This window comes from Guptibacillus hwajinpoensis (assembly GCF_020171785.1).
Lineage (GTDB): Bacteria > Bacillota > Bacilli > Bacillales > Guptibacillaceae > Guptibacillus > Guptibacillus sedimenti.
Map to the genome: position 1 here is coordinate 1 of NZ_JAIVAE010000009.1, position 25,815 is coordinate 25,815.

General features: G+C 40.3%; 27 protein-coding genes. 21 read left to right on the plus strand and 6 right to left on the minus strand.

Going from position 1 to position 25,815, the window contains the following annotated elements; genetic code table 11:
• Positions 1-198: 198 nt before the first annotated feature.
• Positions 199-438, minus strand: coding sequence for a DeoR family transcriptional regulator (locus tag LCL91_RS13790; protein WP_098444594.1), 240 nt, complete (start codon positions 436-438; stop codon positions 199-201).
• Positions 439-849: 411 nt separating this feature from the next.
• Between LCL91_RS13790 and LCL91_RS13795 the strand changes: the two genes are divergently transcribed.
• Both LCL91_RS13795 and pepV read left to right on the plus strand, forming a co-directional pair.
• On the plus strand, positions 850-1,860 hold the full coding sequence (locus tag LCL91_RS13795) for a potassium channel family protein (protein ID WP_224883226.1): 1,011 nt from the start codon (positions 850-852) through the stop codon (positions 1,858-1,860).
• 1 nt (position 1,861) lies between these two features.
• Positions 1,862-3,271, plus strand: a complete 1,410-nt coding sequence (pepV, locus tag LCL91_RS13800) for a dipeptidase PepV (RefSeq protein ID WP_224883228.1) — start codon at positions 1,862-1,864, stop codon at positions 3,269-3,271.
• A 74-nt stretch (positions 3,272-3,345) separates the two neighbouring features.
• On the opposite strand, the gene cysK is transcribed toward pepV, so the two are convergent.
• Positions 3,346-4,275 carry a cysteine synthase A gene (gene cysK, locus LCL91_RS13805; RefSeq protein ID WP_224883231.1) on the minus strand — a complete coding sequence of 310 codons (930 nt, stop codon included), beginning with the start codon at positions 4,273-4,275 and terminating at the stop codon, positions 3,346-3,348.
• A gap of 223 nt (positions 4,276-4,498) precedes the next feature.
• Between cysK and thpR the strand changes: the two genes are divergently transcribed.
• The 5 genes from thpR to LCL91_RS13830 all read left to right on the plus strand — a co-directional run bounded on the left by thpR (position 4,499) and on the right by LCL91_RS13830 (position 9,261).
• Positions 4,499-5,044, plus strand: coding sequence for an RNA 2',3'-cyclic phosphodiesterase (thpR, locus tag LCL91_RS13810; RefSeq protein WP_224883233.1), 546 nt, complete (start codon positions 4,499-4,501; stop codon positions 5,042-5,044).
• Complete coding sequence (locus tag LCL91_RS13815; RefSeq protein WP_224883235.1) at positions 5,028-5,408, plus strand: CidA/LrgA family protein; 381 nt, start codon at positions 5,028-5,030, stop codon at positions 5,406-5,408. Before thpR ends, LCL91_RS13815 begins: the two co-directional genes overlap by 17 nt.
• Positions 5,405-6,091: an LrgB family protein gene (locus tag LCL91_RS13820; RefSeq protein WP_224883238.1), complete on the plus strand. Its 687-nt coding sequence runs from the start codon at positions 5,405-5,407 to the stop codon at positions 6,089-6,091. Before LCL91_RS13815 ends, LCL91_RS13820 begins: the two co-directional genes overlap by 4 nt.
• Positions 6,092-6,185: 94 nt before the next feature.
• Positions 6,186-8,327, plus strand: a complete 2,142-nt coding sequence (pulA, locus tag LCL91_RS13825; protein ID WP_224883239.1) for a type I pullulanase — start codon at positions 6,186-6,188, stop codon at positions 8,325-8,327.
• A gap of 133 nt (positions 8,328-8,460) precedes the next feature.
• On the plus strand, positions 8,461-9,261 hold the full coding sequence (locus tag LCL91_RS13830) for a phosphotransferase family protein (RefSeq protein WP_224883240.1): 801 nt from the start codon (positions 8,461-8,463) through the stop codon (positions 9,259-9,261).
• Here the strand turns inward: LCL91_RS13830 and LCL91_RS13835 are convergent.
• Together LCL91_RS13835 and cydS are read right to left on the minus strand one after the other, a co-directional pair.
• Entirely contained in the window at positions 9,242-9,520 is a 279-nt protein-coding gene (locus tag LCL91_RS13835; RefSeq protein WP_224883241.1) for a YtzH-like family protein, read from the minus strand. The two genes, LCL91_RS13830 and LCL91_RS13835, sit on opposite strands and share 20 nt — an antisense overlap.
• Before the next feature lie 102 nt (positions 9,521-9,622).
• Positions 9,623-9,718 (minus strand): cytochrome bd oxidase small subunit CydS, encoded by a 96-nt coding sequence (gene cydS / locus LCL91_RS22335; RefSeq protein ID WP_373560766.1) that lies wholly within the window; start codon positions 9,716-9,718, stop codon positions 9,623-9,625.
• A gap of 175 nt (positions 9,719-9,893) precedes the next feature.
• On the opposite strand from cydS, the gene trmB reads away from it, so the two are divergent.
• The 7 genes from trmB (at position 9,894) to LCL91_RS13870 (ending at position 17,142) form a co-directional block, all read left to right on the plus strand.
• Positions 9,894-10,535, plus strand: coding sequence for a tRNA (guanosine(46)-N7)-methyltransferase TrmB (gene trmB, locus LCL91_RS13840; RefSeq protein WP_224883242.1), 642 nt, complete (start codon positions 9,894-9,896; stop codon positions 10,533-10,535).
• A gap of 91 nt (positions 10,536-10,626) precedes the next feature.
• Positions 10,627-11,469 (plus strand): YtnP family quorum-quenching lactonase, encoded by an 843-nt coding sequence (locus LCL91_RS13845; RefSeq protein WP_224883243.1) that lies wholly within the window; start codon positions 10,627-10,629, stop codon positions 11,467-11,469.
• A 196-nt stretch (positions 11,470-11,665) separates the two neighbouring features.
• Positions 11,666-12,418, plus strand: coding sequence for a DeoR/GlpR family DNA-binding transcription regulator (locus LCL91_RS13850; protein ID WP_224883244.1), 753 nt, complete (start codon positions 11,666-11,668; stop codon positions 12,416-12,418).
• The gene (gene pfkB, locus LCL91_RS13855) at positions 12,415-13,347 is read left to right on the plus strand and encodes a 1-phosphofructokinase (protein ID WP_224883246.1); all 933 of its coding nucleotides are present in this window, start codon (positions 12,415-12,417) and stop codon (positions 13,345-13,347) included. Before LCL91_RS13850 ends, pfkB begins: the two co-directional genes overlap by 4 nt.
• On the plus strand, positions 13,344-15,251 hold the full coding sequence (locus tag LCL91_RS13860; protein ID WP_224883248.1) for a PTS fructose transporter subunit IIABC: 1,908 nt from the start codon (positions 13,344-13,346) through the stop codon (positions 15,249-15,251). Before pfkB ends, LCL91_RS13860 begins: the two co-directional genes overlap by 4 nt.
• A gap of 316 nt (positions 15,252-15,567) precedes the next feature.
• Positions 15,568-16,410, plus strand: coding sequence for a pyrroline-5-carboxylate reductase (gene proC / locus LCL91_RS13865; protein ID WP_224883251.1), 843 nt, complete (start codon positions 15,568-15,570; stop codon positions 16,408-16,410).
• Between the two features lie 192 nt (positions 16,411-16,602).
• Complete coding sequence (locus LCL91_RS13870; RefSeq protein WP_224883253.1) at positions 16,603-17,142, plus strand: hypothetical protein; 540 nt, start codon at positions 16,603-16,605, stop codon at positions 17,140-17,142.
• 78 nt (positions 17,143-17,220) lie between these two features.
• On the opposite strand, the gene LCL91_RS13875 is transcribed toward LCL91_RS13870, so the two are convergent.
• A complete protein-coding gene (locus LCL91_RS13875; protein ID WP_224883255.1) occupies positions 17,221-17,535 on the minus strand; it encodes a PepSY domain-containing protein in 315 nt (104 codons plus the stop codon).
• Between the two features lie 163 nt (positions 17,536-17,698).
• On the opposite strand from LCL91_RS13875, the gene LCL91_RS13880 reads away from it, so the two are divergent.
• Both LCL91_RS13880 and LCL91_RS13885 read left to right on the plus strand, forming a co-directional pair.
• Complete coding sequence (locus LCL91_RS13880; RefSeq protein ID WP_224883257.1) at positions 17,699-18,766, plus strand: M42 family metallopeptidase; 1,068 nt, start codon at positions 17,699-17,701, stop codon at positions 18,764-18,766.
• A gap of 67 nt (positions 18,767-18,833) precedes the next feature.
• On the plus strand, positions 18,834-19,337 hold the full coding sequence (locus LCL91_RS13885) for a DUF84 family protein (protein ID WP_224883259.1): 504 nt from the start codon (positions 18,834-18,836) through the stop codon (positions 19,335-19,337).
• Here the strand turns inward: LCL91_RS13885 and LCL91_RS13890 are convergent.
• Entirely contained in the window at positions 19,334-19,780 is a 447-nt protein-coding gene (locus LCL91_RS13890) for a YtoQ family protein (RefSeq protein ID WP_224883261.1), read from the minus strand. The genes LCL91_RS13885 and LCL91_RS13890 overlap by 4 nt on opposite strands.
• Positions 19,781-19,949: 169 nt before the next feature.
• Here LCL91_RS13890 and LCL91_RS13895 point away from each other — a divergent pair, with 169 nt between their 5' ends.
• From LCL91_RS13895 to LCL91_RS13915, 5 genes are all read left to right on the plus strand, one after another.
• Positions 19,950-20,963, plus strand: coding sequence for a PTS transporter subunit IIC (locus tag LCL91_RS13895; RefSeq protein ID WP_224883263.1), 1,014 nt, complete (start codon positions 19,950-19,952; stop codon positions 20,961-20,963).
• Positions 20,964-20,979: 16 nt separating this feature from the next.
• Complete coding sequence (locus LCL91_RS13900) at positions 20,980-21,294, plus strand: thioredoxin family protein (protein ID WP_160918542.1); 315 nt, start codon at positions 20,980-20,982, stop codon at positions 21,292-21,294.
• A 103-nt stretch (positions 21,295-21,397) separates the two neighbouring features.
• The gene (locus LCL91_RS13905; protein WP_224883265.1) at positions 21,398-22,195 is read left to right on the plus strand and encodes a DUF1444 domain-containing protein; all 798 of its coding nucleotides are present in this window, start codon (positions 21,398-21,400) and stop codon (positions 22,193-22,195) included.
• A 27-nt stretch (positions 22,196-22,222) separates the two neighbouring features.
• Entirely contained in the window at positions 22,223-22,831 is a 609-nt protein-coding gene (ytpR, locus tag LCL91_RS13910) for a YtpR family tRNA-binding protein (protein WP_224883266.1), read from the plus strand.
• Positions 22,832-23,026: 195 nt separating this feature from the next.
• Positions 23,027-25,786, plus strand: coding sequence for a DNA translocase FtsK (locus tag LCL91_RS13915; protein ID WP_224883267.1), 2,760 nt, complete (start codon positions 23,027-23,029; stop codon positions 25,784-25,786).
• Positions 25,787-25,815 lie beyond the last annotated feature (29 nt).

A 25,815-nucleotide genomic window follows, 5' to 3' on the forward strand; every position in this document is an offset into this window, starting at 1 on the left:
TGAGTGCGGAGTGATCCAATAATCTTAGGAATAACCAAACAAAAAAGGTTCCGTTCATCAAAAACGATGAACGGAACCTTTTTATCGATTTCAGGCTAGTTATGTCCCAGCCTCTTTCTAATGAGTTAAAAAGCAATGCTTTCAAACTAAATAAAGGCTTTCGTCAGATTGGATCGACGAAAAGCCCGGTGGAGCCTATTATCCAACTTTAACTCTCTTGCTTGTTATTGTCCAGAATCCTCGGTTTGGGCTTTTGACTAATTCATTGTAGGCCAGTACATTTAAATCTCTTTGAACTGTTCGCTGGGTAATCCCAAACTCTTCAACTAACTCATTTGTGCTGACAGTACCATGCTTGCTAATAAATAAATAGATGGACTTGATACGGGTCATCATACGATCAGTTGAAGTAATACTCAAAGAACCACTCCCTAACATGTAATCAATGCCTTATCCCTAGCATAAAACGTAACTATTAAAACCATATGAAGGAAACGTTAAGATATACTTAATTTCTACATATTCCTTCGATTTTTCATGAAAGTTTGGCTATTTGCTCCGATTAAGACTGGAAGTGATTTCTGGATGTGTTGGGTTCCCCAACTTGGTGTATTGACGAATAGGTCGTACCACTTTCATAAGATAAGCGATTGATTGGCATTATTATTTAATTCCACTCCTACTGCCATTTCCCTCTTTTGGGCCAACTTACACCCCCTCTTTAAAGTTTATTTTACAATAATTCTGTTATTTCGGCAAAAAATTTCATTTCGTTTGGCTTAATCTTCCTTAACGAACATTCCTTTGCTATTCTTAAAGTACGAATACTAGGAGAGGAGGGAGAAACATATGTTATTTCGCATTTTTATAAAAAATGCCATTAAATTAAACAATCGTTTTATGCTAGCTGTCGCTTTCATCCTAGTTGCCGTTAGTACAGTGATCATGCGGCTCATTGAACCAGAGACGTTTCCATCTCTATTCGATTCACTCTGGTGGGTGATGACAACTGTAACAACTGTAGGATATGGAGACTTCTTTCCTACCACGATCGCTGGAAGAATGTATGCGATGTTTCTCTATATTGTCGGTATTGGATTAATTGGAGTTGTTATTGGAAAGTTTGTTGATGGCTTTTCAGAGATTAAAAAGCGAAAGGAGGAAGGGAAAATGCCCTATCAAGGAAACGATCATATCGTCATTATTGGATGGTCACAAAAAGCTGCATACGCGGTCTCGGAAATTATGGATTCTGATCAATGTGAGATTGTCATTATTGACAAGTTAACAAAAGCTCCATTAATTGAAGAGAATATTCACTATATACAAGGTGATGCTGCAGAAGAAGCCACGCTTAACAAAGCTGATATTATGAATGCGAAAGCAGTTCTTATCTTTTCGGATGATACGATACATGATGCTCTTCTTGCTGATGGAAAGTCACTCATCATTGCTAGCTCAATTGAACGACTTTCAACCGATATACATACAACGGTTGAAGTAATGAAGGAGGAGCATATAAAGAACTTTACACATGTTCAGGTTGATGAGTTCGTTCTTTCACATGAAGCTGTATCTCGCATGGCTGTTCGATCCGCTTTTACAAAAGGAATATCAGGTGTGTACTCGCAGCTGCTAAGTAGGGGGCATGGCGATAACTTATATGAAATCGGTGTACAGCAAGAGTGGGGTACATATCGGGATGCGTTTCAGAGTCTATTGCAACAAGGAGCTACGCTTATAGCTGATGGGGAGCGGATGGATATTAATCGGCGACTGGATGAGTCGATTCCGGAGAGGGCAAAACTCTTTGTCATTTGTGATCACGAAGTATATGAAAAAATAAAAGGGGTTAAATAAATTGAATGATGTAAATTGGAAGGAAGAAGTGCTTAATCGAAAACAATCGTTAATGAATGACTTGGAAGGTCTATTAAAAATTGAGAGTGTTTTAGATGAAGAGAATGCTACAGAGGATGCTCCCTTCGGTTCTGAAGTGAAAAAGGCGCTTGATTATATGCTTAATCTAGGGAAGCGTGATGGCTATCAAACAAAGAATGTTGAACAGGTAGCAGGACATTTAGAGTTTGGACAGGGTGAAGAAATAATTGGTATCTTGTGCCACGTTGATGTTGTGCCAGCGGGAAATGATTGGACAACCCCTCCGTTTACTCCTGATGTCCGAGAAGGAAAGATGTATGCAAGAGGAGCGATTGATGACAAGGGACCGACGATTGCGGCTTACTGGGCAATGAATATCGTTAAGGAACTTTATCCAGCGCTTTCAAAGCGAGTTCGCATGATCGTTGGTACAGATGAAGAAAGCTCTTGGCGATGTGTCGATACCTATTTTATCCATGAAGAAATGCCAACAATGGGCTTTGCACCTGATGCGGTCTTCCCAATTATTCACGCTGAAAAAGGGATTGCTGACTTTGAATGGATTTTTCCTTTTAATGAAGAAAGGGAGGAAACGTTCGTTCTTTACTCTTTTCATTCTGGACAGCGTTTGAATATGGTTCCAGATCATGCAATAGCAAAATGTCAGAGTAGTGAAGATCAATTGCTTGACGTCAAAAAGGCATTTGAGCTATTTTTAAATGATAAAAACATTAAAGGTATAGCGACACTGGATAAGCAATTAACGCTGGAAATACATGGCGTATCCGTTCATGGGTCTGCTCCTCAAGAAGGTGTCAACGCAGCGTTTCGTTTAGCGGAATTTCTGGAAGGGCTGTCGCTTGATCAAAACGGATCTGCCTACATTAACTTTATCACCAAATGGTTACAGGATGATTTTACTGGGGAGCGCCTTGGGGTCTCTTTCAAAGATAACATTACAGGGTCATTGACGATGAATGCAGGTACTTTCGAGTATCAAGCGAGCCAACAGGGACGAATTGGCATCAATCTTCGCTATCCAGTAACATGTCAGTTTGATCATGTGAAACAAACGTTTGAAAAGGTCACCGGTCCAATGTCAGTGGAGATGAAAGTGGTTGATCATATGACACCGCATCATGTGCCACAGGATCATGAGCTTATTCAAAAGCTTCAACACGTTTATGAAAAGCAAACTGGCAAAGAAGCTAAGCTTCTATCGATAGGTGGGGGGACGTATGCCCGCTCTCTAAATGCGGGGGTAGCATTTGGAGCTCTTTTTGAAGGAAAGCCTCAATTAGCACATCAAAAAGATGAATATGTGGATATCGAGGATTTATTAAAAGCGGCAGCGATTTATGCTGAAGCGATTTATGAACTCGCAAAATAATAGAATGAGCGCCATGCCGTTAACGGCATGGCGCTGACTAATTACTATTCAAATGTGCTGTCTTTTTTGAGATTCTATAGAGAACTGAATAAATCACTTGATAAATAACGTTCGCCAGAATCACATGTCATTGTAACAACAACCTGGTTCGGTGATAAACGCTCAGCAACTTGCATCGCCGCATAGACTGCAGCTCCTGAAGATGGACCTACAAGTAATCCCTCTTCCCTAGCTAATTTACGCGTTACTTCATAGGCTTGCTCATCAGTAATTTTGATAATTTCATCATAGACCGAGGTGTTGAGGATATCAGGTATGAATCCAGGGCTTGTTCCTACGAGCTTATGTTTTCCGGGTTTACCGCCAGATAAAACGGGTGATCCCTCAGGTTCAACCACGTGCACGGTAAGATCGGGAAAATGTTCTTTTAAGACTTCACCTGTCCCGGTAACAGTTCCGCCCGTTCCGGCTGTTGAAATAAAGGCTGCAGGAGTGACGCCAAGTTGCTTCATTGCTTCTACAATTTCAAGCGCTGTTGAAGTACGATGTGCGTCTGGATTTGCCGCATTTTCGAATTGCATTGGGATAAAGCTACCTTTAATGGTTTCGGCAATTTCTTTCGCTTTGTTAATTGCACCAGGCATTTTCTCAGAAGATGGTGTGAGAACAACTTTTGCACCGTATGCTTTAAGAAGTTTAATACGTTCTTGTGTTGCGTTATCAGGCATGACAATAATAGCAGGATACCCTTTAGCGGCGGCGTTCATGGCAAGTCCAATGCCGGTGTTGCCCGAAGTTGGCTCAATAATTGTGGAGCCTGCTTTAAGTAAGCCATCTTCTTCTGCTTTAGCAATCATACTATACGCTGCGCGATCCTTTACGCTCCGACTTGGGTTAAAGTATTCCAGCTTTGCGTATATTTTTGCGCCATTTGGATTCGGGACTCGATTTAATTTGAGGAGGGGCGTATCTCCAATAAGATCGGCCATATTTTCATAGATCATGTAAGCACATCCTTTTCATACAAGTTAAGGGTCATTTTCATATTAATTGGTCAGTATAGAAAGTGTGGAGATGATGACTCCCGTTAAACGATATTTTCTAATACTGTTCCCCATTATAGCAAAAGATAAATCTTTCGTAATAAAATCAAGCTTATGAGTAAAAAAATAAAAGATTATTCAGATTGTTTGATAGAATAGAAAAAGGATAGAAGGAGTGGACATGTTGAATACTCACTACTTTATTGCCCTCCCCATCCAACCACATCTTAGAAAGACACTTCAAGAGATTCAAATGAAGACTCATTTAGGATTTTTTAAGCATATCGTTTATCCTGAAGATTTTCATATTACGGTGGCTTTTTTAGGCGGAGCGGATGAAAGGCAACTGTCAGATTTACATGAAGGTTTACAGAAGGTAGCCAGGGTCATGCGACCTTTTAATTTAGAAGTGGAGGGGTTACATTATTTTGGTTCCGAAAGTCGACCCCGTGTACTTTATGCAGAGGTGATACGCACGAACCAATTGGAAAAGCTCCATCAAGAAGTAATCCAATTGTGTCAACTTGCAGGATTTTCACTGAAAAAAAGGGAATACTCCCCACACGTGACACTTGCAAAGAAATGGTATGACCCTACTAAAGAAATAAAACCAAATTGGCCAACACTTAAACGTGAAAGTCAGGAAGTATCGAGTGTGAAGTTATATCGAGTAACACCCGATGAAACCCCAAGGTATAAAGGTGTTGCAACTTATGAGTTCACGAATTAATAAATACCTTATTATTTCATTACAAATTGGTTTCTTGTTTGGTTTTTATCTAGTGGGGGGCTATCTTCAAAAAACATTAGCACTCCCTGTTCCCGGTAGTGTTGTAGGGATGCTAATTCTTCTAATCGGGCTTTATCTAAAATGGATTCCGATTCAATGGATTTCCCAGGGGGCATCCGCATTATTAAATCATTTACCGTTATTATTTGTACCAGTCACAGTCGGCATCATGCAACATCTCGACTTCTTTAGCGGGAAGAGTCTCTGGTTAGTTCCAATCGTTCTCGTCAGTACGTGGATTGTAATGGGGGCGACGGGGCTACTTGGTCAGTTTCTGGCTAATCGAAAGGAGTGGGATAGATGATGCTACTGCAAATGTTTTTTTGGTTATTTATCACATTGTTGTTATACGTTGTTTTCCGCCGACTCTATCAGTTATTACCATACCCTTTTATGATCCCTGTATTAACGTGTACGGTGGTTCTGGTAGTGGTTTTAACGTCATTTGATGTTTCGTATGATACTTATTTCAGTGGAGGTCAATGGATCGACGCGTTGCTAGGTCCTGCTATCGTCGCACTTGCTTTTCCTCTATATAAGCAGAGAAAATTATTAAATAAGTTTAAAGTTGAAATTTTTGCAACAGTTGTAACAGCAAGTCTTCTAGGAATATTGTCTGGATATTGGTTAGCAGTCGTGAGCGGATACAACGAAATGATTGTGTCGACAATTATTTCTAAAAACGTAACCACTCCTGTAGCGATGGAAGTAGCTAGCATGACTGGTGGACAACCAGCATTTGCTGTTATATTCGTAATGATTGCAGGAATAGGTGGAGCCGTAACTGGTCCTTGGTTGTTCCAACTTCTGGGCATATCGAACTTTCTTGGAATCGGTATGGCTTTCGGCGGTGCATCACATGCGATAGGTACAGCAAAGGCACTCGAATATGGCGAGCGAGAAGCTGCAATAAGTTCGATAGGTTTAAGTTTATGTGCCCTGTGCGTTTCGCTTCTTGGACCGCTTTTATTAAAATGGATTTCCTAATTTTTTTTATGAAACAAATGTCAAAATGAATTTTCGAAAATAAGATAGGTAATGGAAAAAGGTTGTAAGCATCTCTGCAAAGGATGGGATTCATATGATACGAGATTATTCTGCATACAAAAAAGTGAGCCAGGCTTTTACAGCATATTGGGATGACTTTCATACCATTACGGTAATGGCTAATATCTCGTTAGATGTTAAGGATGCCTACACCCTTACTGATGGCCATTTAGACATTCCGTTTGAAGTAAAAGAAAACTCAAAAATGGGTAAAAAGAGATTAATTTCATTACAAGTTGATCGAGAGTACATGCCGGGGAATAATTACTATCTCATTCATTCAAGTGGTGAGACCAGTCTTGTTTTTACAGGAAAAGTTGTTAGAACAGAAATGTTTGATGACCGCTATTATTATGATGGTGAATTGGGAGCCCTATTAACTGAAAATGGGACGGTGTTTCGAGTTTGGGCACCTACAGCAACCGAAGTTATCGTTAACATCTATAATGATACGTTCCAAAAGATAAAAGAGTTGCCAATGTTGAAGCAAGAGCGTGGTGTGTTTGAAGGATCATCAGCTGAGGTTTCAGAAGGGGCACTCTATACTTACAGTGTGAATGTTAATGGTGAATGTCGAGAAACCATTGATCCCTATGCAAGAGCAGCTACTTCAAACTGCAAATTTGGAATGGTGATCAATCCTTCCCATACGAATCCAGAGGGGTGGAACCCTTTCAGTAAACCTTCTTTTGCGAAGCCTTCTGACGCGATCATATACGAATTACACGTTAGAGACTTTAGTGTTCAAGCCAAAAGTGGATTGAAAAATAGAGGGAAGTATAAGGCATTTACAGAAGAACCGCCTGATAAAGATGGCATTCCAGCAGGGATTAACTATATAAAATGGCTCGGGGTTACGCATGTAGAACTTCTTCCTATTCAGGATTTCGGTAGTGTCGATGAAATGAAAGTCCCTCCATCCTATAATTGGGGATATGATCCAATTCATTATTTTGTTCCAGAAGGTAGCTATTCACTTAACTCTCATGAACCTTACACCCGCATACGAGAAGTGAAAGAAATGATTCAAAATCTTCATGAAAAAGGGTTAAGGGTTATAATGGATGTCGTTTTTAATCACGTTTATCAACTTCATGCATCCCCATTAGAAAAAATTGTACCTGGCTACTATTTTCGGTTTGATCATGGGGGAAAACCCTCGAATGGAACGGGGGTAGGAAACGATACAGCTTCTGAAAGAAGAATGATGAGGAAATTAATTGTCGATTCGGTTGTTTACTGGGCAAAAGAATATGGTATTGATGGTTTTCGCTTTGACTTAATGGGAATTCATGATAAAGAAACGATGAACGAAGTACGCTATGCCCTTGATTGCATAGATCCAACGATTCTAGTGTTTGGTGAAGGCTGGCACATGAACACCATTCTACCTGACCATCGAAAAGCAATGAGTGGCAATGCTCGAGAAACCCCTAGAATTGGCTATTTTAACGACCATTTCCGTGATTCTGTTAAAGGAAAGTTATTTGATACACGCTCCACTGGCTTTGCAAATGGAAACTTTTCAGTTAAAGAAGAGGTAAAGAAGTGTATAATGGGGAGTGTTGAGGATAAATTTATTACAGCATCTCAGTCCATTAATTATGTCGAATGTCACGATAACCATACGCTTTGGGATCGCTTAAACAGGAGTCACCCAGGAGTGAGTGAGGAAACTAAGCAGCGTATGCATCGTCTAGCGACGGCCATCACTATTCTTTCACAGGGCATTCCATTCATTCATGCTGGACAGGAATTTTTCCGCACAAAGAATGGAGTGGAAGATAGCTATAAATCACCTGATAAAATAAATCGCTTTGATTGGCAGAGAATGAGAGCTGTCCAAGGAAATGTTAAGTATATTCGAGGGTTAATTTCAATTAGAAAACATTTTGATGCGTTTCGAATGGCTGAACGACATGAGATGAACCGGATTTCCTTTATCGATTCACCAGGTCCAATCCTTGCATATCGCATTCATCAACAGCACTCGTCTGAATCCATTGTCGTCATTCATAACGGTGGTTTCCATGACGATATTATCGATATCGGTGATGGTGAGAAATGGATTCTTGCCGATGGAGAAGTAGCAAGCGTTGAACCAATTAGAAAAACATCAGATAAATTGCTTTCAGTAACGCCATTTAACACAATTATTTTAATAACAAATGATTAACACATGAAGATTTCGTCAACGTGTGTTATAATTTTTTATTCGTAGACGGTTTTTAGCTAGGTCCGGAGAAAAAACCGCTAAAAACGCAAAACTTCCAGAATCTACAAACTAACGGAAATCGAAGGTGAAATTGTTGGATAACATTTTAGGCGAAGGCTGGCAGGTTACGCCCGCTGGCGGAGCGACAGGCGAAGCATACTTAGCTCAATATGGAGACGAGAAATTATTCCTAAAACGGAACTCCTCGCCTTTTCTGGCTGTTTTGTCGGCGGAAGGAATTGTACCGAAACTTCTCTGGACCAAGCGACTTGAGAATGGAGACGTTATTACAGCCCAAAAGTGGTTGCCGGGGAGAGAACTGAAGTCCCATGAAATGAAGCAGCCGCGAGTGGCACAAATGCTTTATAAAATTCATCGTTCTTCAGAACTTCGAAGGATGCTAAATCGTCTCGGGAAAAAACCTCTTTCACCAGACGTCATTTATCAAGATTTATTACAAAAGTTTGAGAATCATCATCGAAAAGACGTTGAAGTGATTCGAGCCCTATCTTATCTGGCTGCTAATAAAAATGATCTTGAGAACGTGGAAAAGGTTGTTTGTCATTGTGATGTCAATCATAATAATTGGATGTTTAGTGAGGAAGGGAATCTCTATTTAATTGATTGGGACGGAGCGGTTGTGGCAGATCCTGCATTAGATATAGGAATGCTGCTTTACTGGTACCTTCCGAAAGAGGAGTGGGAAGAATGGCTCACTCATTACGGATTGGAAAATACAAAAAGCCTGCGCCACCGCATGTACTGGTATGTGGTAGCGCAGACACTCTTGTCTATCTATTGGTATGATCTTAAAGGATTAAACGGGGAAGTTGAATTCTGGAAAAAAGACCTAGAGAATTTAAACCACTATCGACTTATTGATACCGATCAATAGTATCAACCCACTGGCTAAGATAAGGCTGGTGGGTTTCTATATGGTTTAATAAATTGGATTCTGTTGCTCCAGTAGCGCTATATTGTTGAATCTGACCAAGTACCTGCTTAATCTCTGGCGCAATACCTTCGTTTTGCTGTAAAGCTGTTGCCAAACGTTGAACTTGCTCACATTCCGAAGATGTTCCTGTGCAATCGATATGATGGTTCTTAAGAATGTCAGCCAGAATAAAAAGCTGATCTCGATGTGAGAGTGGCATGAATTTTCCTCCTTATTTGTACTACTAAATAGCGTGTGCATGTAAGGAGGAATTATGCTATCGCTATACGAAAAAACACGGATTTCTCCGTGTTATGGCTTATTATTTTGTATCGCCTTTTGCACCCCATCCGAAAAGCGCAACAATGGAAACAATGATCACAATCCATGGTGCCCACATGATAAGAAAGTGTTCCACTTCTTCACCCTCCTCTCTCTCCATATCATAACTGAAATGTAGGGAGTTTCACCACATCATTTTTTACAATTTGACTACTATTTCATACCCTTTCCACCACCTTTCTATTCTTATGATTTCATGGTAAAATGTCGATTGTGTAAAAACGGTAATTAGACTATAAGGAAGTGAACATATGCGTCAACGAAATAAACCCTGGGCAGAAGAAATGTTTGCAGAGCATCCACAATTCGTACCCACCACCCCTTCCGAAAGAAAAGGGAACTGGAAAGACGTCTTTCAAAATAACAACCCCATTCATCTAGAAGTCGGAACGGGGAAAGGGCAATTTATAATTGGCATGGCGAAACAGAATCCTGATGTGAATTACATTGGTTTAGAATTATCGTCAAGTGTTATGGTGTCTGCTTTAGAAAAGTTAATCGTAGAAGATGTGCCGAATGTTCGCTTGCTGAATGAAAACGCACAAGATCTTCAATCGCTTTTTGAAGAAAATGAAGTAAGCCGCATTTATTTGAATTTTTCAGATCCTTGGCCAAAAAATCGCCATGAAAAAAGAAGACTTACCTATAAAACGTTTTTAGATTTGTATCGTGTTGTGATGAGCCCGAAAGGCGAAGTTCATTTTAAGACAGATAATCAGGGCTTATTTGAATATTCCCTTCACAGTTTTTCTGCATACGGCATGACGTTAAATCATGTAAGCCTTGATTTGCATCAAAGTGGTATGGAAGATAATGTGAAGACTGAGTATGAAGAAAAGTTTTCATCAAAAGGAAGCCGGATTTATCGGTGTGAAGCAAAATTCAGAATTTGAGTCGCTTAGCGCGACTCTTTTTTTTTGATTCTCATTGAAAGCGATTTCTTTTAGTGAGAAGATAGACATAATCGTAGAAAGGGGTTTTGTAATGGAACAGTTACAAGTAGGTACACTATTAATTACGTGGCTTAGAGGTGGGGTTACTCATATGGATGGTGGCGCGATGTTTGGAGTTGTGCCAAAACCGCTCTGGAGCAAGAAATACCCTGTAAATGAGAAAAACCAAATCGAGCTTCGAACCGATCCGCTGTTGCTTCAATGGCAAGGCAAAAAGATCTTAATTGAATCAGGGATTGGGAAAGGGAAGTTGACCGAGAAGCAAAGAAGGAACTATGGTGTTGAGGAAGAGTCTGACATTCATGCTTCTCTTGAAGAGCTATCGTTGTCAGCGGAGGACATTGACATAATCCTTATGACTCACCTGCATTTCGATCATGCAAGTGGCTTAACTGAACCGGATGGAAATGAGTATAAGTCAACTTTTCCGAATGCCGTTATTTACGTCTCAGAAGTAGAATGGAATGAAATGAGAGAACCTAACATTCGTTCGAAAAATACATATTGGAAAGAGAACTGGGAAGCGATTCAACATCAGGTCCAAACATATAAAGAAGCCTATGAAGTGCTTCCTGGTTTAAATTTGTACCATACTGGTGGACATAGTGATGGTCATGCGATTATCACGCTGGAAGAAGGGGACGAGTATCTCATCCACATGGCAGACCTCATGCCAACTCACGCACACAAAAACCCTCTTTGGGTTCTGGCATATGATGATTATCCAATGACCTCCATCTATGCGAAAGAAAAGTGGATTACTGAGGCCGTATCTCAAGACGCCTGGTTTATTTTTTATCACGATGCTCGTTACCGTGCTCTTAAATGGAACGATTCTTTTGAAATAACGCATGAAGTAAAACGAAATAGCTGATTTTAAGGAAGACTGCCGAACGGGCAGTCTTCCTTTTTTAAGTCCAGGTGAATGGAAAACGAGAATTGAGATGTTGAAGAGCTGCGTTATTTGACTGCGTTTGAACACTTTTGAATGTTTTTGAATAAAATTGAACGAAAATGATTGACTTATGAAAGTGCTTTCATTATACTATGAGTAGAAAGTAGGTGATGATTTGTTAAATGCTGAACGTCATTTCATCATTTTACAAGTTCTTAAAGAAAAGGAAACAGCAACTGTTCATGAGTTAAGTGAAGCAACCGGCGCATCAGTTTCAACAATTCGTCGTGATCTTGTTCAACTCGAAGAAGAAAATCAGTTAAAACGAATTCATGGGGGCGCATCACTTTTTCGTTCAAAGGGAACTGAACCATCACTTGGTGAAAAATCCACGCAGAACATGGCAGAAAAAGAGAAAATTGCATCTTATGCAGCTGAATTGGTTAAAGACGGTGACTGCATTTTCCTTGATGCAGGGACAACGACGCAAAAGATGGCTCCTTTCTTACAACATAAACAAGTCATTGTTGTTACAAATGGTTACCAGGTTATTGAAAGCCTTCTAGCAGAAGGTATAACAACTTATGTTATTGGTGGGAAGTTTAAATCAAGAACAGGGGCGATGACCGGAGTTAAGGCACTTGAAAGTATTGAAACGTATCGTTTCGATAAGTGTTTTATCGGGATTAATGGTATTCATGAATCGTTAGGCTATACAACGGCAGACCCAGATGAAGCCATCATTAAACAAGCAGCGATTAGACTTTCACGCGATGCCTATATTCTAGCTGATTATTCGAAAATTGGTGAAGCAGCTTTTAGTAAGGTTGCAGATATTGAAGCGTGTACGATAATTACAAATGAGCATCCTGAAACAAATTATGATCAGGTAAGCAAACATACAACAGTAGAAGTGGTGAAGATATGATCTATACAATTACGTTAAATCCATCAGTCGACTATATTGTACGACTGGAGAACCTTAAAACTGGACTCGTTAATACGGTAGACGAAGAGATGAAGATCGCAGGGGGAAAAGGTGTTAATGTGACGAAAGTTCTAAAACGCCTTGGACATGAATCAACAGCATTAGGGTTTGTTGGCGGATTTACAGGTCAGTTCATTGAACAGTCACTGAAAGAGGAAGCTCTTCATCCTAACTTTATTCATGTAAATGGAGATACGCGCATTAACATTAAGTTAAAAAATGGAGAAGAAACAGAAATTAATGGTTTATCTCCAGAAATAACTGAAAGTGATATTGAACAATTATTTACTCAACTTTCGCAAACTGTTGCAGGGGATATTGTTGTTATGGCAGGTAGCGTTCCCTCGAGTGTTGATCAAACAATCTATTCTCGAATTCTTCAGACCCTACCAGATGGCGTACAGGCGATTGTTGATACTAAAGGAGAAGCATTAAAAGAAGTAGTAAAAGCAAAACCGTTTCTAGTAAAACCGAACCACCATGAACTAGGCGATATATTTGATGTTGACATTACTTCAGTAGCGGAAGCGGTCAAATACGGTAAGAAAGTTCAAGAAATGGGCGCAAAAAACGTGATTGTTTCATTAGCAGGGGATGGAGCTGTATTGGTTACAGCTGAAGATGTTCTTTTTGGCAACGTTCCAATCGGTAAAGTACAGAATTCAGTTGGAGCAGGGGATTCAGTAGTAGCTGGTTTTCTTAGTAAATACATCGAAACTGAAAACTTGAAAGAAGCATTCCAATCGGGGATCGCTGCAGGAAGCGCGAGCGCATTTTCAACTGGTTTCTGTACAGCAGAAGAAGTTCAAGAGTTAAGAAAACAAATTACGGTTAAGACTTATGATGATATGGGAGGTCGGGGAATATGAGAATCACAGAATTATTAACAAAAGAAACAATGATTCTAAACCTTGAAGCGGATTCGAAAGATCGTGTTATTAATGAGCTATCTGAAAAACTAGAGAGAGCAGGCAAATTACAGGACCTTAACGCGTTCAAAAAAGCGATACATGCGCGTGAGAAAGAGAGTACGACTGGTATTGGAGAAGGTATAGCCATTCCTCATGCCAAAACAGCAGCAGTAAAGGCACCAGCGATTGTGTTTGGACGTTCTAATGCGGGTATCGATTATCAGTCTCTTGACGGTCAGCCGGCGCACCTGTTCTTTATGATTGCTGCGACTGAAGGTGCAAACCAAACGCATCTAGAAGCGCTATCAAGACTATCTTCATTCTTAATGGATAACGAATTCCGTAAAGGGCTTCTTGAAGCGAGAACGGAAGAAGAGGTGTTGCAAGCATTTGATCAGAAAGAAGAAGAAAATGCTGATGAAGATGAAGTGGAAGAAACAACTGAAGTTACTGGGAAAATATTAGCAGTTACAGCATGTCCTACGGGTATTGCCCACACTTATATGGCTGCGGATGCACTGAAAGCGAAAGCATCTGAAATGGGCTATAGTGTTAAAGTTGAAACAAATGGATCAGGGGGCGTGAAAAATCGTCTAACTGACGAAGAGATTGAAAAGGCACCAGGTATTATTGTTGCGGCAGATACAAAAGTAGAAATGGATCGATTTAAAGGAAAGAAAGTAATCGAAGTTCCAGTAGCAGAAGCCATCCGAAAGCCGGCTGATTTACTAAAGCAAGCAGCAAACGGTGATGCTCCGGTTTATAAATCTTCTGGATCATACGAAGATCAAATCAGTGAGAAGAAAAACGAAAGAAAAGGAAAGCAGTCCGCATTCTATAAACATTTAATGAACGGTGTTTCGAATATGCTACCGCTCGTTGTTGGTGGAGGTATTTTGATAGCCCTTTCATTTATCTTCGGTATTAACGCTGCAAATCCAGATGATCCAAGTTACAATGCATTTGCAGCAGCACTAAGCACCATTGGTGGTGGAAATGCCTTTGCTCTTATGATTCCAGTCCTCGCAGGATTTATCGCAATGAGTATTGCCGATCGTCCTGGTCTTGCTCCTGGTCTCGTTGGTGGTTTAATGGCTTCTACAAACGGCGCTGGTTTTCTAGGTGGACTTATTGCAGGTTTCCTTGCTGGTTACGCTGTTCTTCTTTTGAAAAAGCTTTTCTCTGGACTTCCACAATCCCTAGAAGGGTTAAAGCCGGTTCTTCTATATCCTTTGTTTGGTATCTTTATCACAGGAATCATTATGTTGTATGTTGTAATTGAACCTGTAGGAGCTTTAAACACAGGGCTAGAAAATTGGTTAAGTGGAATGGGTACGACGAATAAGCTTCTACTAGGCTTAATTCTTGGTGGTATGATGGCAGTTGATATGGGTGGTCCAATCAATAAAGCAGCATTTACATTCGGTATTGCGATGATTGATGCAGGTAATCTAACGTATCATGCAGCAATCATGGCAGGAGGTATGACGCCACCACTTGGGCTTGCTCTTGCAACAACGCTATTTAAAAATCGCTTCAACAAAACTGAGCGTGAAGCAGGCAAAGTCGCTTATGTGATGGGGGCTTCCTTCATTACAGAAGGAGCAATACCATTTGCAGCAGCAGATCCAGGACGAGTAATTCCTTCTATTATTGTTGGGTCATCTGTAGCAGGCGCATTAACAATGTTGTTTAATATAGCTTTACCAGCACCGCATGGCGGAGCGTTTGTTATCTGGTCTGTGAATAACATCTCATTAACTCATATTCTTCTCTATATCCTAGCTATCGTCATTGGTACAATTATCACAGCTTTGATGGTTGGTATACTAAAAAAATCTAAACCACAAGTACAAGCATAATAAGTGAAAGAGGCTCCGTATGGGAGTCTCTTTTTCTTATTTATGAAATAACGGGGCATTTGAAAAGTTGGTGTAGTAGCTTGGTTTTCCACTTTATGTTAAAAATATAGTGCCGATTAGAAGGGATGAGAGAGCGTGAGAACCGATATATGTCCATCTCATTCATACAGTTTCCCATGAGATTTAAATGATAACGTTTTCACTTAGTTTCTTGCGCTTATGCTTATTTCTTATGGCTAAAAGGTTGAAGGTCTAATGATGCAGTGTTAGTATAAATGACCGTAGATGATTTTTCGGAAATCCAAAGGAGGCAATCATGCTAGAAAATAAAACCGTAACGTTTATCGGAGCGGGTTCAATGGCAGAGGCAATGGCTGCAGGAATGATTGAGTCAGGTACTATTGAACCTGAACGTATTATTATGACAAACAGAAGTAATGAACAACGTCGTCAGGAGCTAATGGAAAACCACGGCGTATTGGCGACGCAAAGCATAGAATTCGCCGTTCGTGAGGCTGATGTTGTAATCCTTGCAATGAAGCCTAAAGATGTTGAACGTGCACTAGAAGGGATCGAGAACTTTATCACGAATGATCAACTTCTCTTATCTGTTCTAGCGGGCGTACCATCCTCCTATATTGAGGAGCAACTGGATGGAGAACAACCAGTCATCCGCGTTATGCCAAACACATCAAGTATGATTGGGAAATCTATTTCTGCTTTAGCAGCAGGCACACATGTAAGTGATGAGCAGGTTACAATTGCTCGCGCGCTAATACGTTCTATTGGTGAGACAGTGGTTATCGAAGAAGAGCAAATGGACGTATTTACAGGCGTTGCAGGAAGCGGGCCCGCTTATATTTATTATATAATAGAGAGTCTTGAGAAAGCTGCCATTGAAGGTGGTATTGAAACAGAAACTGCTCGAAAAATGGCTGTTCAAACGGTACTAGGTGCCGGAATGATGGCAGAGCAATCTGAAGATTCGCCTTCCGCACTAAGAAAAAAAGTAACTTCACCAAATGGAACTACTCAAGCTGGTCTTGAAGCTTTGTATGATAATGGTGGCGGAGAAGCTTTTGTAGCAGCGGTTGAAAATGCAGCTACACGCTCAAAAGAAATTAGTACTCAATTCAATAAAAAACCAGTAACTCAGTAAGAACCGGTGCATACCGGTTCTTTTTTGTTATGAAATGAATCGTAAAGGGTAAACGTAATTTAAACGCGGTTGGATGATCTGTCCCTCATTTCCTCCTATTGGATGTCTTTTTCTACAAAATGTTAGTAGAATAATAGATGGAATATGATATGATAAGAATTGGATAATTTGTTTGATAGAGGAGGAAAAATGATGAAAAAAGGAATTTTTGCACTTCTTGCTGTATTTTTAATCGCATTTCCTTTCGCGGGAACAGCAGTACATGCTGAAGCGGATGTTAGTGATGAAGTAAAGAAGGGCGTAGCTAGTTATCTTGGGGAAGAACACTATGACTATGACAAAGGTTCTCTTAAAGTTGTAGACGCAGAAAATCTTGAAGTGGACAGCTCAGCAGATAAGGAATTTAGCAAAGTCTCAATGATGCTAGTAGAGTTTACAACAGTTCGTGACAACATTTTCTTTGAAGATCATACACAGGTCCTTTTCTATGATACAGAAGCCAATGCAATCATCCCAGATTCCAAAGTATTGGATATTGAAAAAGCGAAGGAATATAAAGATAGTCACGCAGATGTTACAGGTGAACACCTTCACATGAGCGTCATTCTTTTCCTAAGTGCGATTATGCTTGTTGGTCCAATCCTTCTTGCTTACTTATGGACTAAAAATAAGTATTCAACACTTCGTTTTAAATTGCAAAATAACGTTTACGACACGAATACTACTTTTTAATTGACCCAAATAAGACAGCAAAATCCCCGTGCCTTGTGCACGGGGATTTCTAGTATAATGCTTGTAAATAGTGATTTTTTACTGAGCCTGTAATTCCACTAATGTACCTGTTTCTGCATCCACCATAAAATCAAGCTGCTGAAGATCACCTTCTTTTTCGCAGGTTAAGCCTCCTGCATAAACAGTATAAGGAAGATTGAATTTCTCTACTGAATCCGTTTTCATATGAATCCATGACCCTTTAACCGTATAGACGGGTTTTACAGCACCCTTAACTGCTTTTAACGCTTTTTCAGGTGAAATATACGTTTTTTTTGAAGCGATTGTAGACACTGTAATGGCTGCGGCTCCTGCACCAATTAGTGCTCCAATTAACAAATCCTTTGTTCTCATTGCTTACGAATCTCCCTTCTTCAAGTGGGCAATTTGTTTTCCATCTATAGTATATCTGAATTTCTCACTTGGACCAAATGTTTCTATCGAAAATCCACGACACTAGCAACAAGCAACCAGATTCGATACAATAGGAGGAGACGAACGATGGAAGGGGATACATATGAATAAAGAAACGTTGACGCTTTTTAAAACATTAACGGAACTACAAGGTGCACCCGGTTTTGAGCATGATGTTAGAAAATTCGTAAAAAGTGAAATTAATAAGTACACAGATGAAATTATCCAAGATAATCTTGGAAGTGTTTTTGGGGTTAAACGAAACGATGGGCCACGTGTCATGGTCGCTGGTCATATGGATGAAGTTGGATTTATGGTAACATCCATTACTGAAAATGGCATGTTGCGTTTTCAAACCCTTGGAGGTTGGTGGAGTCAAGTTCTTCTTGCTCAGCGTGTCCAGGTCATGACAAAGAACGGCCCAATTCCTGGTGTGATTGGATCAATCCCACCGCATTTACTTGATGATGCGACTCGTAATAAGCCAATGGCAATTAAAAACATGCTTATCGATATTGGTGCTGACAACAAGGAAGATGCCGAACGTATTGGCGTTAAGCCAGGACAGCAAATCGTCCCGGTATGCCCTTTCACCCCCATGGCTAATGAGAAGAAAATCATGGCAAAAGCTTGGGATAATCGTTACGGGGTAGGTTTAGCGATAGAACTATTGAAAGAACTTCAAAATGAAGAGGTACCGAATGAGTTGTATTCTGGGGCTACGGTTCAAGAAGAAGTGGGCTTAAGAGGTGCACAAACCGCAGCAAATATGATAAACCCGGATATTTTCTATGCACTGGATGCAAGTCCGGCGAATGATATGACTGGAGATAAGAATGAATTTGGTCAGCTTGGTAAAGGAGCACTTCTACGGATCTATGATCGCTCGATGGTGACCCACCAAGGTTTAAGAGATTTTATCTTGGATACGGCTGAAAGTAATGAAATTCCTTATCAGTATTTTATCTCTCAAGGAGGAACGGATGCCGGGCGTGTTCATCTGTCCAATAATGGGGTTCCTTCCGCAGTAGTAGGAATTTGCTCAAGATATATTCATACCTCTTCTTCAATGATTCACATCGATGATTATGCCGCTGCAAAAGAATTAATTATAAAATTAGTGAAATCAACAGATCAGGCAACGGTAGATAGTATTAAAAGCAACGTGTAAGTACAAGGGGCCGAAGAGGCTCCTTTTCTTATGAGCACTTTTTATCAAGTAGATGGAGGGATGTTGTGTGAATCATTTAGTAGTTGGATCTACGAACCCGGTGAAAATAAACGCAGTGAGAAACCATTTTGTCGGTGAGGTCATAGGGGTGGATGTGGATTCTGGTGTTGCCGATCAACCATGGGGAGACGAAGAAACGCTTCTTGGAGCGAAACAACGGGCGAGAGCTGCATTGGCAATAAGTCAGAGCGAAATAGGGATCGGTCTTGAAGGTGGAGTTCAGATTATTGAAGAGAAATTATACGTTTGCAATTGGGGAGCTCTTGTTGATAAAAATGGCATAGAAGTAATTGCAGGTGGAGCAAGGTTTCCACTTCCTGATCATATTAAAAAAATGCTGGAGGAAGGAAATGAATTAGGTCCTGTTATTTCCGAGTATGCTAGTCGAGCGGACGTAAGCAAAAAAGAAGGCGCCATTGGGATTTTTACCAACGGCACCGTCTCAAGAACCGACATGTACGACCATCTTGTATCTCTACTTATCGGTCAATACCAATTTCAAATGCGTTAATTCGTTTCGAAAATATAAGATAATGCTTTTAAAGCCTGGTCTGTGTTTTCAACAGTAACTTGAGCTTTGTTTGAAAGTTCTTTTAGTGGGTGATGAAGGGATTCAGGGCGAATCAGAATAAGTGGTTTCTGAAGAGCGATCGCCGTAGCGGCATCCATCGCACTGTTCCACTGTTTATAATTCTCACCAAAAAGTGCAATGACTACGTCTGATTTATGAAGTAAAACGTGAGTTCGCAGGTTGTTGATTTCAGAAGCAGCTTCATCCTTTAGAATTTTATTAGGTTGTTCGCCTTTAATTTCTTCGCCAATGTTGTCTGAACGATCATGACTTTCCATAGGTCCAACAAATTGAATAGGCAATTCCATTTTAATAGCGTTTTCTTTCAGTTCATTTCGCCAATCATCGTGAATTTGTCCAGCCAGATAAACCGTCAATTCCATCAGTAGTGCCTCCTTTAAAATGTTTACGCCATTATTGTAGCATGGTTTTTTCAGTTATTCCCAGTAAATAGATTAGGGGGAAAAGTTTGACCGTTTAACCTATTCATGAAGTTGGTGGAAGAAATATGTGTATACTAAGACAAGATAATCCATTTGAAAGGAGAAACAGATGAAAGATTTTTTACATCAGAAAAACATTACGCTTTCTCCGCGTGTGTATTTTATAACCGCGCTTAGCTATATGGCGCTTGGCCTCTTTTCATCGTTAATTATTGGCTTAATTCTTAAAACAATTGGTGAGCAAGTTTCTACGCTTTCTTTTTTAATCCCAATGGGAGAACTCGCAATGAGCTTAATGGGGCCAGCCATTGGGGTCGCGGTTGCCTATGGTTTAGGAGCACCTCCACTCGTATTGTTTGCAGCTATACTTGCAGGTGCAGCTGGAGCCGGACTTGGTGGTCCTGCTGGTAGTTACGTTGCCGCCATTGTGGCTTCTGAAGCAGGAAAGCTTGTTTCGAAGTCAACTAAGTTAGACATTATTGTGACGCCGTTAATAACAATTTTTGCTGGTTACGGAACGGCGGCTCTCATTGGACCGGGGATTCAGTCAGTCCTTACTAATTTCGGGTCTCTGATCATGTGGGCAACGGAGCAACGACCGATTATTATGGGGATTATTGTTGCAGTGCTTATGGGACTTGCTCTTACTGCGCCTATTTCAAGTGCTGCAATTGCCATCATGCTTGGATTAGAGGGCATTGCAGCTGGGGCAGCGACGATCGGCTGTGCCGCTCAGATGATCGGCTTTGCTGTAAGTAGCTATCGCGAAAACGGGGTAGGAGGGTTAATTGCCCAGGGAATTGGTACTTCGATGCTTCAGGTTGCAAATATTGTGCGTAATCCGTGGATTTTGCTTCCACCAACGGTAGCTGGTGCCATCCTTGCTCCAATTGGAAGTGGTTGGCTTTCTTTGTTAAATAATTCTTCCGGTGCTGGAATGGGAACAAGTGGCTTCGTTGGACAAATTATGACGTTTAACGTGATGGGGACTGGTGGCGACATTTGGCTAGCGATTGTTATGTTGCATTTTATTGGACCAGCCATAATAAGTCTGTTAATATCCGAAGTAATGAGGAAAAAAGGACTTATTCGTCCTGGAGATATGAAGATACAAACAGATTGAAACAAGGAGGTTCATCATGAAGAAATTTGAAAAACATGAAGAATATTTAGAAGCAATTAAAGAAGGGAAATCGGTACTTCTTTTTTCTGCAGATTGGTGCCCGGATTGCCGAGTGATTGAACCATTTCTACCAGAGCTAGAAAAAGAATATAGCGAGATGGATTTTTATTACGTTGATCGTGACGATCATATTGAGCTATGTCAGGAAATGGACATCTTTGGTATTCCGAGCTTTGTTGCATTTAAAGATGGAGAAGAAACTGGACGCTTTGTAAGTAAGATGCGAAAAAGTAAAGAAGAAATAGAAGAATTTCTTACAAGTGTGAAATAACGAACGATCCATGGAACAAAGCTATGCGTCGCATAGCTTTGTTTTTTAATTCGTTCGTTTCATGGTATGATAAGGTGACATCTTCGTATAGGGTGGTGAAAATATGGAACCAAAAGATCTGAAAAAATTGCTCGAAAAACGGCTTCAGCAAGAAGATCGCGAGCTTACATACAATCAAAAAGAAGAAAAACTAAGAGTAGAAGACCGTTCCACAGGAAAAGGAATGAGTCTTGGACTTAAAGGACTCGCTGCTAAGTATGAAGAACGTGGTGAGAAGGCCCTTGAAGAAGTGGTCCATCACGTTGAGGAGACGCTCAAGGTAATGAAAGAAAAGCACGAATTAACAGGTAAGGAAAATCAAATTTTTCCAGTTATTCGCTCTGGTTCATTTGCATCTGAGACAGAAAGCGGGGTTCCGTTTGTATTTGAAGAGCATACTGCTGAAACGCGGATTTATTATGCGCTTGATCTCGGGAACTCCTATCGACTCATTGATCAAGAATGGCTAGAGAAAGAAGGTTGGACAAAGGAAGCGTTGCACGAGGTTTCGTTGTTTAATTTAAGAGGGTTATCGACCGAAGTGAAATCAGATACAGTCGCCGGTAATACGTTCTACTTCTTGAATACGAACGATGGCTACGATGCAAGTCGGATCTTAAATGATACTTTACTCGAACGAATGGCTAAAAAAGCGAAGGGTGAATTGGCCGTAGCCGTTCCTCATCAAGATGTTTTAGTATTCGCCGATATTGAGAATGAACGTGGATACGATGCTCTTGCTCAGTTAACCATGCACTTCTTTTCAAGTGGACTAGTTCCCGTAACCGGTCTACCGTTCATGTATGAAGATGGAAAGTTAGAACCAATCTTTATTATGGCTAAAAACAAACCTAAAAAATAATCACTGTTGAAAAAGGAGTACAGTATAATGAATATGTTTTACAATAAAGAAGGCGTTGGAGATACTTTAATTGTTACTTTAGGCAGTACAGAAAGAGAAGATAAGGCTGTTGAGCGTAACGACAATGTTGCCCGAATCTATAGTAAAGAAACAAACCAAACAATTGGCTATAATGTTTTTCATTTTTCTTCCATTCATGAGCTATCAAGCAATGGTGTTGTAGACGAAAATGAAGAGCTTGTAACAGCAGTCAATCATGCCATTAAAGAGAGTAGTTTTCAAGATGAACTCGTCTATGATCCTTCTCCTAAATTTGTCGTTGGTTATGTAGAAGAAATGGAAAAACATCCAAATGCCGATAAATTGAATGTTTGTCAGGTGAATGTTGGAGAAGAGAGACTTCAAATTGTTTGTGGTGCTCCAAATGTTGACCAGGGCCAAAAGGTCGTTGTAGCGAAAGTTGGCGCTGTGATGCCATCAGGTATGATTATTAAAGATGCGAGTTTACGTGGAATTGAATCAACTGGTATGATTTGTTCTGCTAAAGAGCTTGATTTACCAGATGCTCCGAAAGAAAAAGGGATTCTTATCCTTCCGGATGATTATGAAGTTGGTTCTGAATTCAAAGCCTACTAGAAAATTTTCTAGTAGGTTTTTTCTTTCGTATAAATCGGGTATAGGGTATATTGAACTTATTTTTACTGTTTTAGACGAAGAACTACTTTTTTTTACGAAAGATTTTAGAAACAGCCTTACAATGATAGGGGATTTTCCGATAAAATAGAAGAATAGCGCGATCTAAAAGGGCTTAATTAGAAAAGGTGATTGTAATTGGATAATAATTGGTTTAAGAAAGTATGGAGTAAGCTATTTGATATTGAAGAGGAAGAGGAGACTGGACAGAGAGATAATGAGGCAAAAGAAACGAAATCTTTAAAAGAACGTACGGATCGAAAACATTCCATCGGGCGGATGGAGAGTGCGAATCGAAAAAATGAAGCTAGAATTGTTCATCAATATCCCAGAGAGGGAAATTTCCGTTTTCCATTAATTCCTGATCAGTCAAATAACCAAACAAAAAAAGAAAATAGAAAAGAGTCAAATTATCCGAAAAAAGAGCAGGGGACCTCAAATAGGACTAGGCCAGAAAAAAAGAATGAGAAGTTAGCCCCGTCCAAAAAAGAAGGTAATGCAAGGAAAGTAATGAGAGATGGGGTATCGGATAAATCGGAGCCAGTAGCTAATAAGAAATTTTCTGGAGTCAATTTTAAACCATCCGAAATCCCTTCGCCCATTTATGGGTTTAGTAAACGTCCCGTTGCTGAAAAAATGGAGGATGCAGCCAAGAAGTCGAATCCTAATCCGCGATATACGTCTCTTGACAAAAGTGATGTAATCGACAAACTTATCCAAGAACCAGTGCCTTTTTCTTTAACTGAAGAGGAGAGTACGGTCTCTCGCTTAGAAAACGTGCACAGTGATCAAGAATCTCCTCAAATGAACGAAGAAGCGTTAACATCTGTAGAAAAAATGCCTGTTGATCAGCAGGAGACGGTTATGCGAGAAGAAGACAAGAAGACAGGTTTTGGAGTGCAAAGTGATATATCCCACGATCATAAGATGGAAGAGGAGAACCTATTTCTCGATGAGTCTCTAATGAGTGACGTCCAAGAAAGTTCCCGCATTTACAATGACGCTATAGAGGGAAACGAAACAGTAAATGAACAAGATGAAGTAATTGAAGCTGAGATTAATGAAGAGATCAATGAAGTAATCAACGAAGAACCTATCATAAGTGGATCTGAAAATGAAGTCTTAGAAGCGGATGACTCTATTAGTTTCAACCAATCGGGTACGCATGAACATGCTCAGGGAAATGATGAAGAATTGGCAAGCCTGAAGGAGCCAGCCTTCGAGGAAGAACGAGTACCTGAGCACAATGTTTCGGAACAGCAGCAAGAGTTGACGCAGAGTAAAGATAGTATGTTAGAGCAAGAAGTGGAACAAGAACAAGAAACGCCGGAACCAATCATGTCTGTTCAAGATCAATCTCATAAACAAGGTCGAAAAGAGGAAAGTCGTCCTAAACCTCAGGTGCCTTATAATGTGATGATGTTAGCGAACGATCGTCGTCATGTAACGAAAAAGCCCGTAACTGGTGCTGATTATAAACTTCCTCCGATATCGCTTCTAGATATTCCTCCACGAAATGAAGGTAGTGATGATCAGTGGCTTGAAGAACAGCGGGAGTTATTAGAATCAACTCTTGCCAATTTTAACGTTCAGGCAAAAGTTGTTGGAGCGACGATGGGCCCAACGGTTACTCGTTTTGAAGTTCAGCCAAGTCCTGGTGTTAAGGTGAACAAAATTACGAATTTAAGCGATGATATTAAACTTAGTCTAGCTGCACGAGACATCCGGATGGAGGCACCTATTCCTGGGAAAAATGCCATTGGAATTGAAGTTCCAAATCCTACGAGTAAGCCGGTCTTTATTCGTGAAATTGTACGAAGCGGAGCTTTTCAAACGGAAGGTTCTTTATTAAATGCTGCACTTGGTTTTGATATAGCTGGGGAAGCAAAAATAACAGACATACAGAAAATGCCACATGGTCTTATTGCTGGCGCTACGGGATCAGGTAAAAGTGTATGTATCAACTCTATATTAGTTAGCTTGTTACTTAAAGCAAATCCTAACGATGTGAAAATGATGCTAATTGATCCAAAAATGGTTGAGCTTGCACCATATAACGGTCTTCCACACCTGGTTACTCCAGTAATTAATGACGTAAAAGAAGCGACTACTGCACTGAAGTGGGCAGTCGATGAAATGGAAGAGCGATATGAAAAATTTGCAGCTGCAGGTGTACGTGATATAAAGCGCTACAACGAGCGAGCGATTAACCACGGTGAGCCTCAGCATAAACTACCTTACATTGTTATCGTGATCGATGAACTAGCTGATTTAATGATGGTATCTCCCCAAGATGTAGAAGATGCTATTTGTCGCATTGCTCAAAAAGCAAGAGCGTGTGGGATTCATCTGTTAGTTGCAACCCAAAGGCCATCAGTTGATGTTATTACAGGGTTAATAAAAGCAAACATTCCAACTCGAATTGCTTTCTCAGTATCATCTCAGATTGATTCAAGAACTATCCTAGATACGAGTGGGGCGGAGAAGCTACTTGGAAAAGGCGACATGCTTTGTCTAGAGAATGGCTCATCAAAACCTGTCCGTTTGCAAGGAAACTTTGTATCAGATGAAGAAATTGAGCGAGTGACTTCATTTGTACGTAAACAAAGGAAGCCTAACTACTTAATTAAGAAAGAAGATTTAATGAAAAAGCAGCAGTATGATGATCTAGAGGATGATTTGTTTGAGGAGGCATGTATGTGGGCACTTGAACAAGGTCAAGCTTCATCTTCTGCTCTGCAGCGTCGTTTTAGAATTGGATTCAACCGCGCAGCAAGACTCATTGAGATGATGGAAGAGCGCGGGTTGGTTTCTGAAGCAATGGGAAGTAAGCCACGAAGTATTTTAATGAGTAAAGCTGATTTTGAAGAAGCATTCTCAAAAGATATGCACGTCTAGTGCATATCTTTTTTACTTGTTTTATGTAG

Coding starts and splice junctions, on each gene's coding strand:
- LCL91_RS13790 (WP_098444594.1), bottom strand. CDS start 438: ATGTTAGGGAGTGGTTCTTTGAGTATTACTTCAACTGATCGTATGATG.
- LCL91_RS13795 (WP_224883226.1), top strand. CDS start 850: ATGTTATTTCGCATTTTTATAAAAAATGCCATTAAATTAAACAATCGT.
- cysK (WP_224883231.1), bottom strand. CDS start 4,275: ATGATCTATGAAAATATGGCCGATCTTATTGGAGATACGCCCCTCCTC.
- LCL91_RS13815 (WP_224883235.1), top strand. CDS start 5,028: ATGAGTTCACGAATTAATAAATACCTTATTATTTCATTACAAATTGGT.
- LCL91_RS13820 (WP_224883238.1), top strand. CDS start 5,405: ATGATGCTACTGCAAATGTTTTTTTGGTTATTTATCACATTGTTGTTA.
- pulA (WP_224883239.1), top strand. CDS start 6,186: ATGATACGAGATTATTCTGCATACAAAAAAGTGAGCCAGGCTTTTACA.
- LCL91_RS13835 (WP_224883241.1), bottom strand. CDS start 9,520: ATGCCACTCTCACATCGAGATCAGCTTTTTATTCTGGCTGACATTCTT.
- trmB (WP_224883242.1), top strand. CDS start 9,894: ATGCGTCAACGAAATAAACCCTGGGCAGAAGAAATGTTTGCAGAGCAT.
- LCL91_RS13845 (WP_224883243.1), top strand. CDS start 10,627: ATGGAACAGTTACAAGTAGGTACACTATTAATTACGTGGCTTAGAGGT.
- pfkB (WP_224883246.1), top strand. CDS start 12,415: ATGATCTATACAATTACGTTAAATCCATCAGTCGACTATATTGTACGA.
- LCL91_RS13860 (WP_224883248.1), top strand. CDS start 13,344: ATGAGAATCACAGAATTATTAACAAAAGAAACAATGATTCTAAACCTT.
- proC (WP_224883251.1), top strand. CDS start 15,568: ATGCTAGAAAATAAAACCGTAACGTTTATCGGAGCGGGTTCAATGGCA.
- LCL91_RS13870 (WP_224883253.1), top strand. CDS start 16,603: ATGAAAAAAGGAATTTTTGCACTTCTTGCTGTATTTTTAATCGCATTT.
- LCL91_RS13875 (WP_224883255.1), bottom strand. CDS start 17,535: ATGAGAACAAAGGATTTGTTAATTGGAGCACTAATTGGTGCAGGAGCC.
- LCL91_RS13880 (WP_224883257.1), top strand. CDS start 17,699: ATGAATAAAGAAACGTTGACGCTTTTTAAAACATTAACGGAACTACAA.
- LCL91_RS13890 (WP_224883261.1), bottom strand. CDS start 19,780: ATGGAATTGACGGTTTATCTGGCTGGACAAATTCACGATGATTGGCGA.
- LCL91_RS13895 (WP_224883263.1), top strand. CDS start 19,950: ATGAAAGATTTTTTACATCAGAAAAACATTACGCTTTCTCCGCGTGTG.
- LCL91_RS13900 (WP_160918542.1), top strand. CDS start 20,980: ATGAAGAAATTTGAAAAACATGAAGAATATTTAGAAGCAATTAAAGAA.
- LCL91_RS13905 (WP_224883265.1), top strand. CDS start 21,398: ATGGAACCAAAAGATCTGAAAAAATTGCTCGAAAAACGGCTTCAGCAA.
- ytpR (WP_224883266.1), top strand. CDS start 22,223: ATGAATATGTTTTACAATAAAGAAGGCGTTGGAGATACTTTAATTGTT.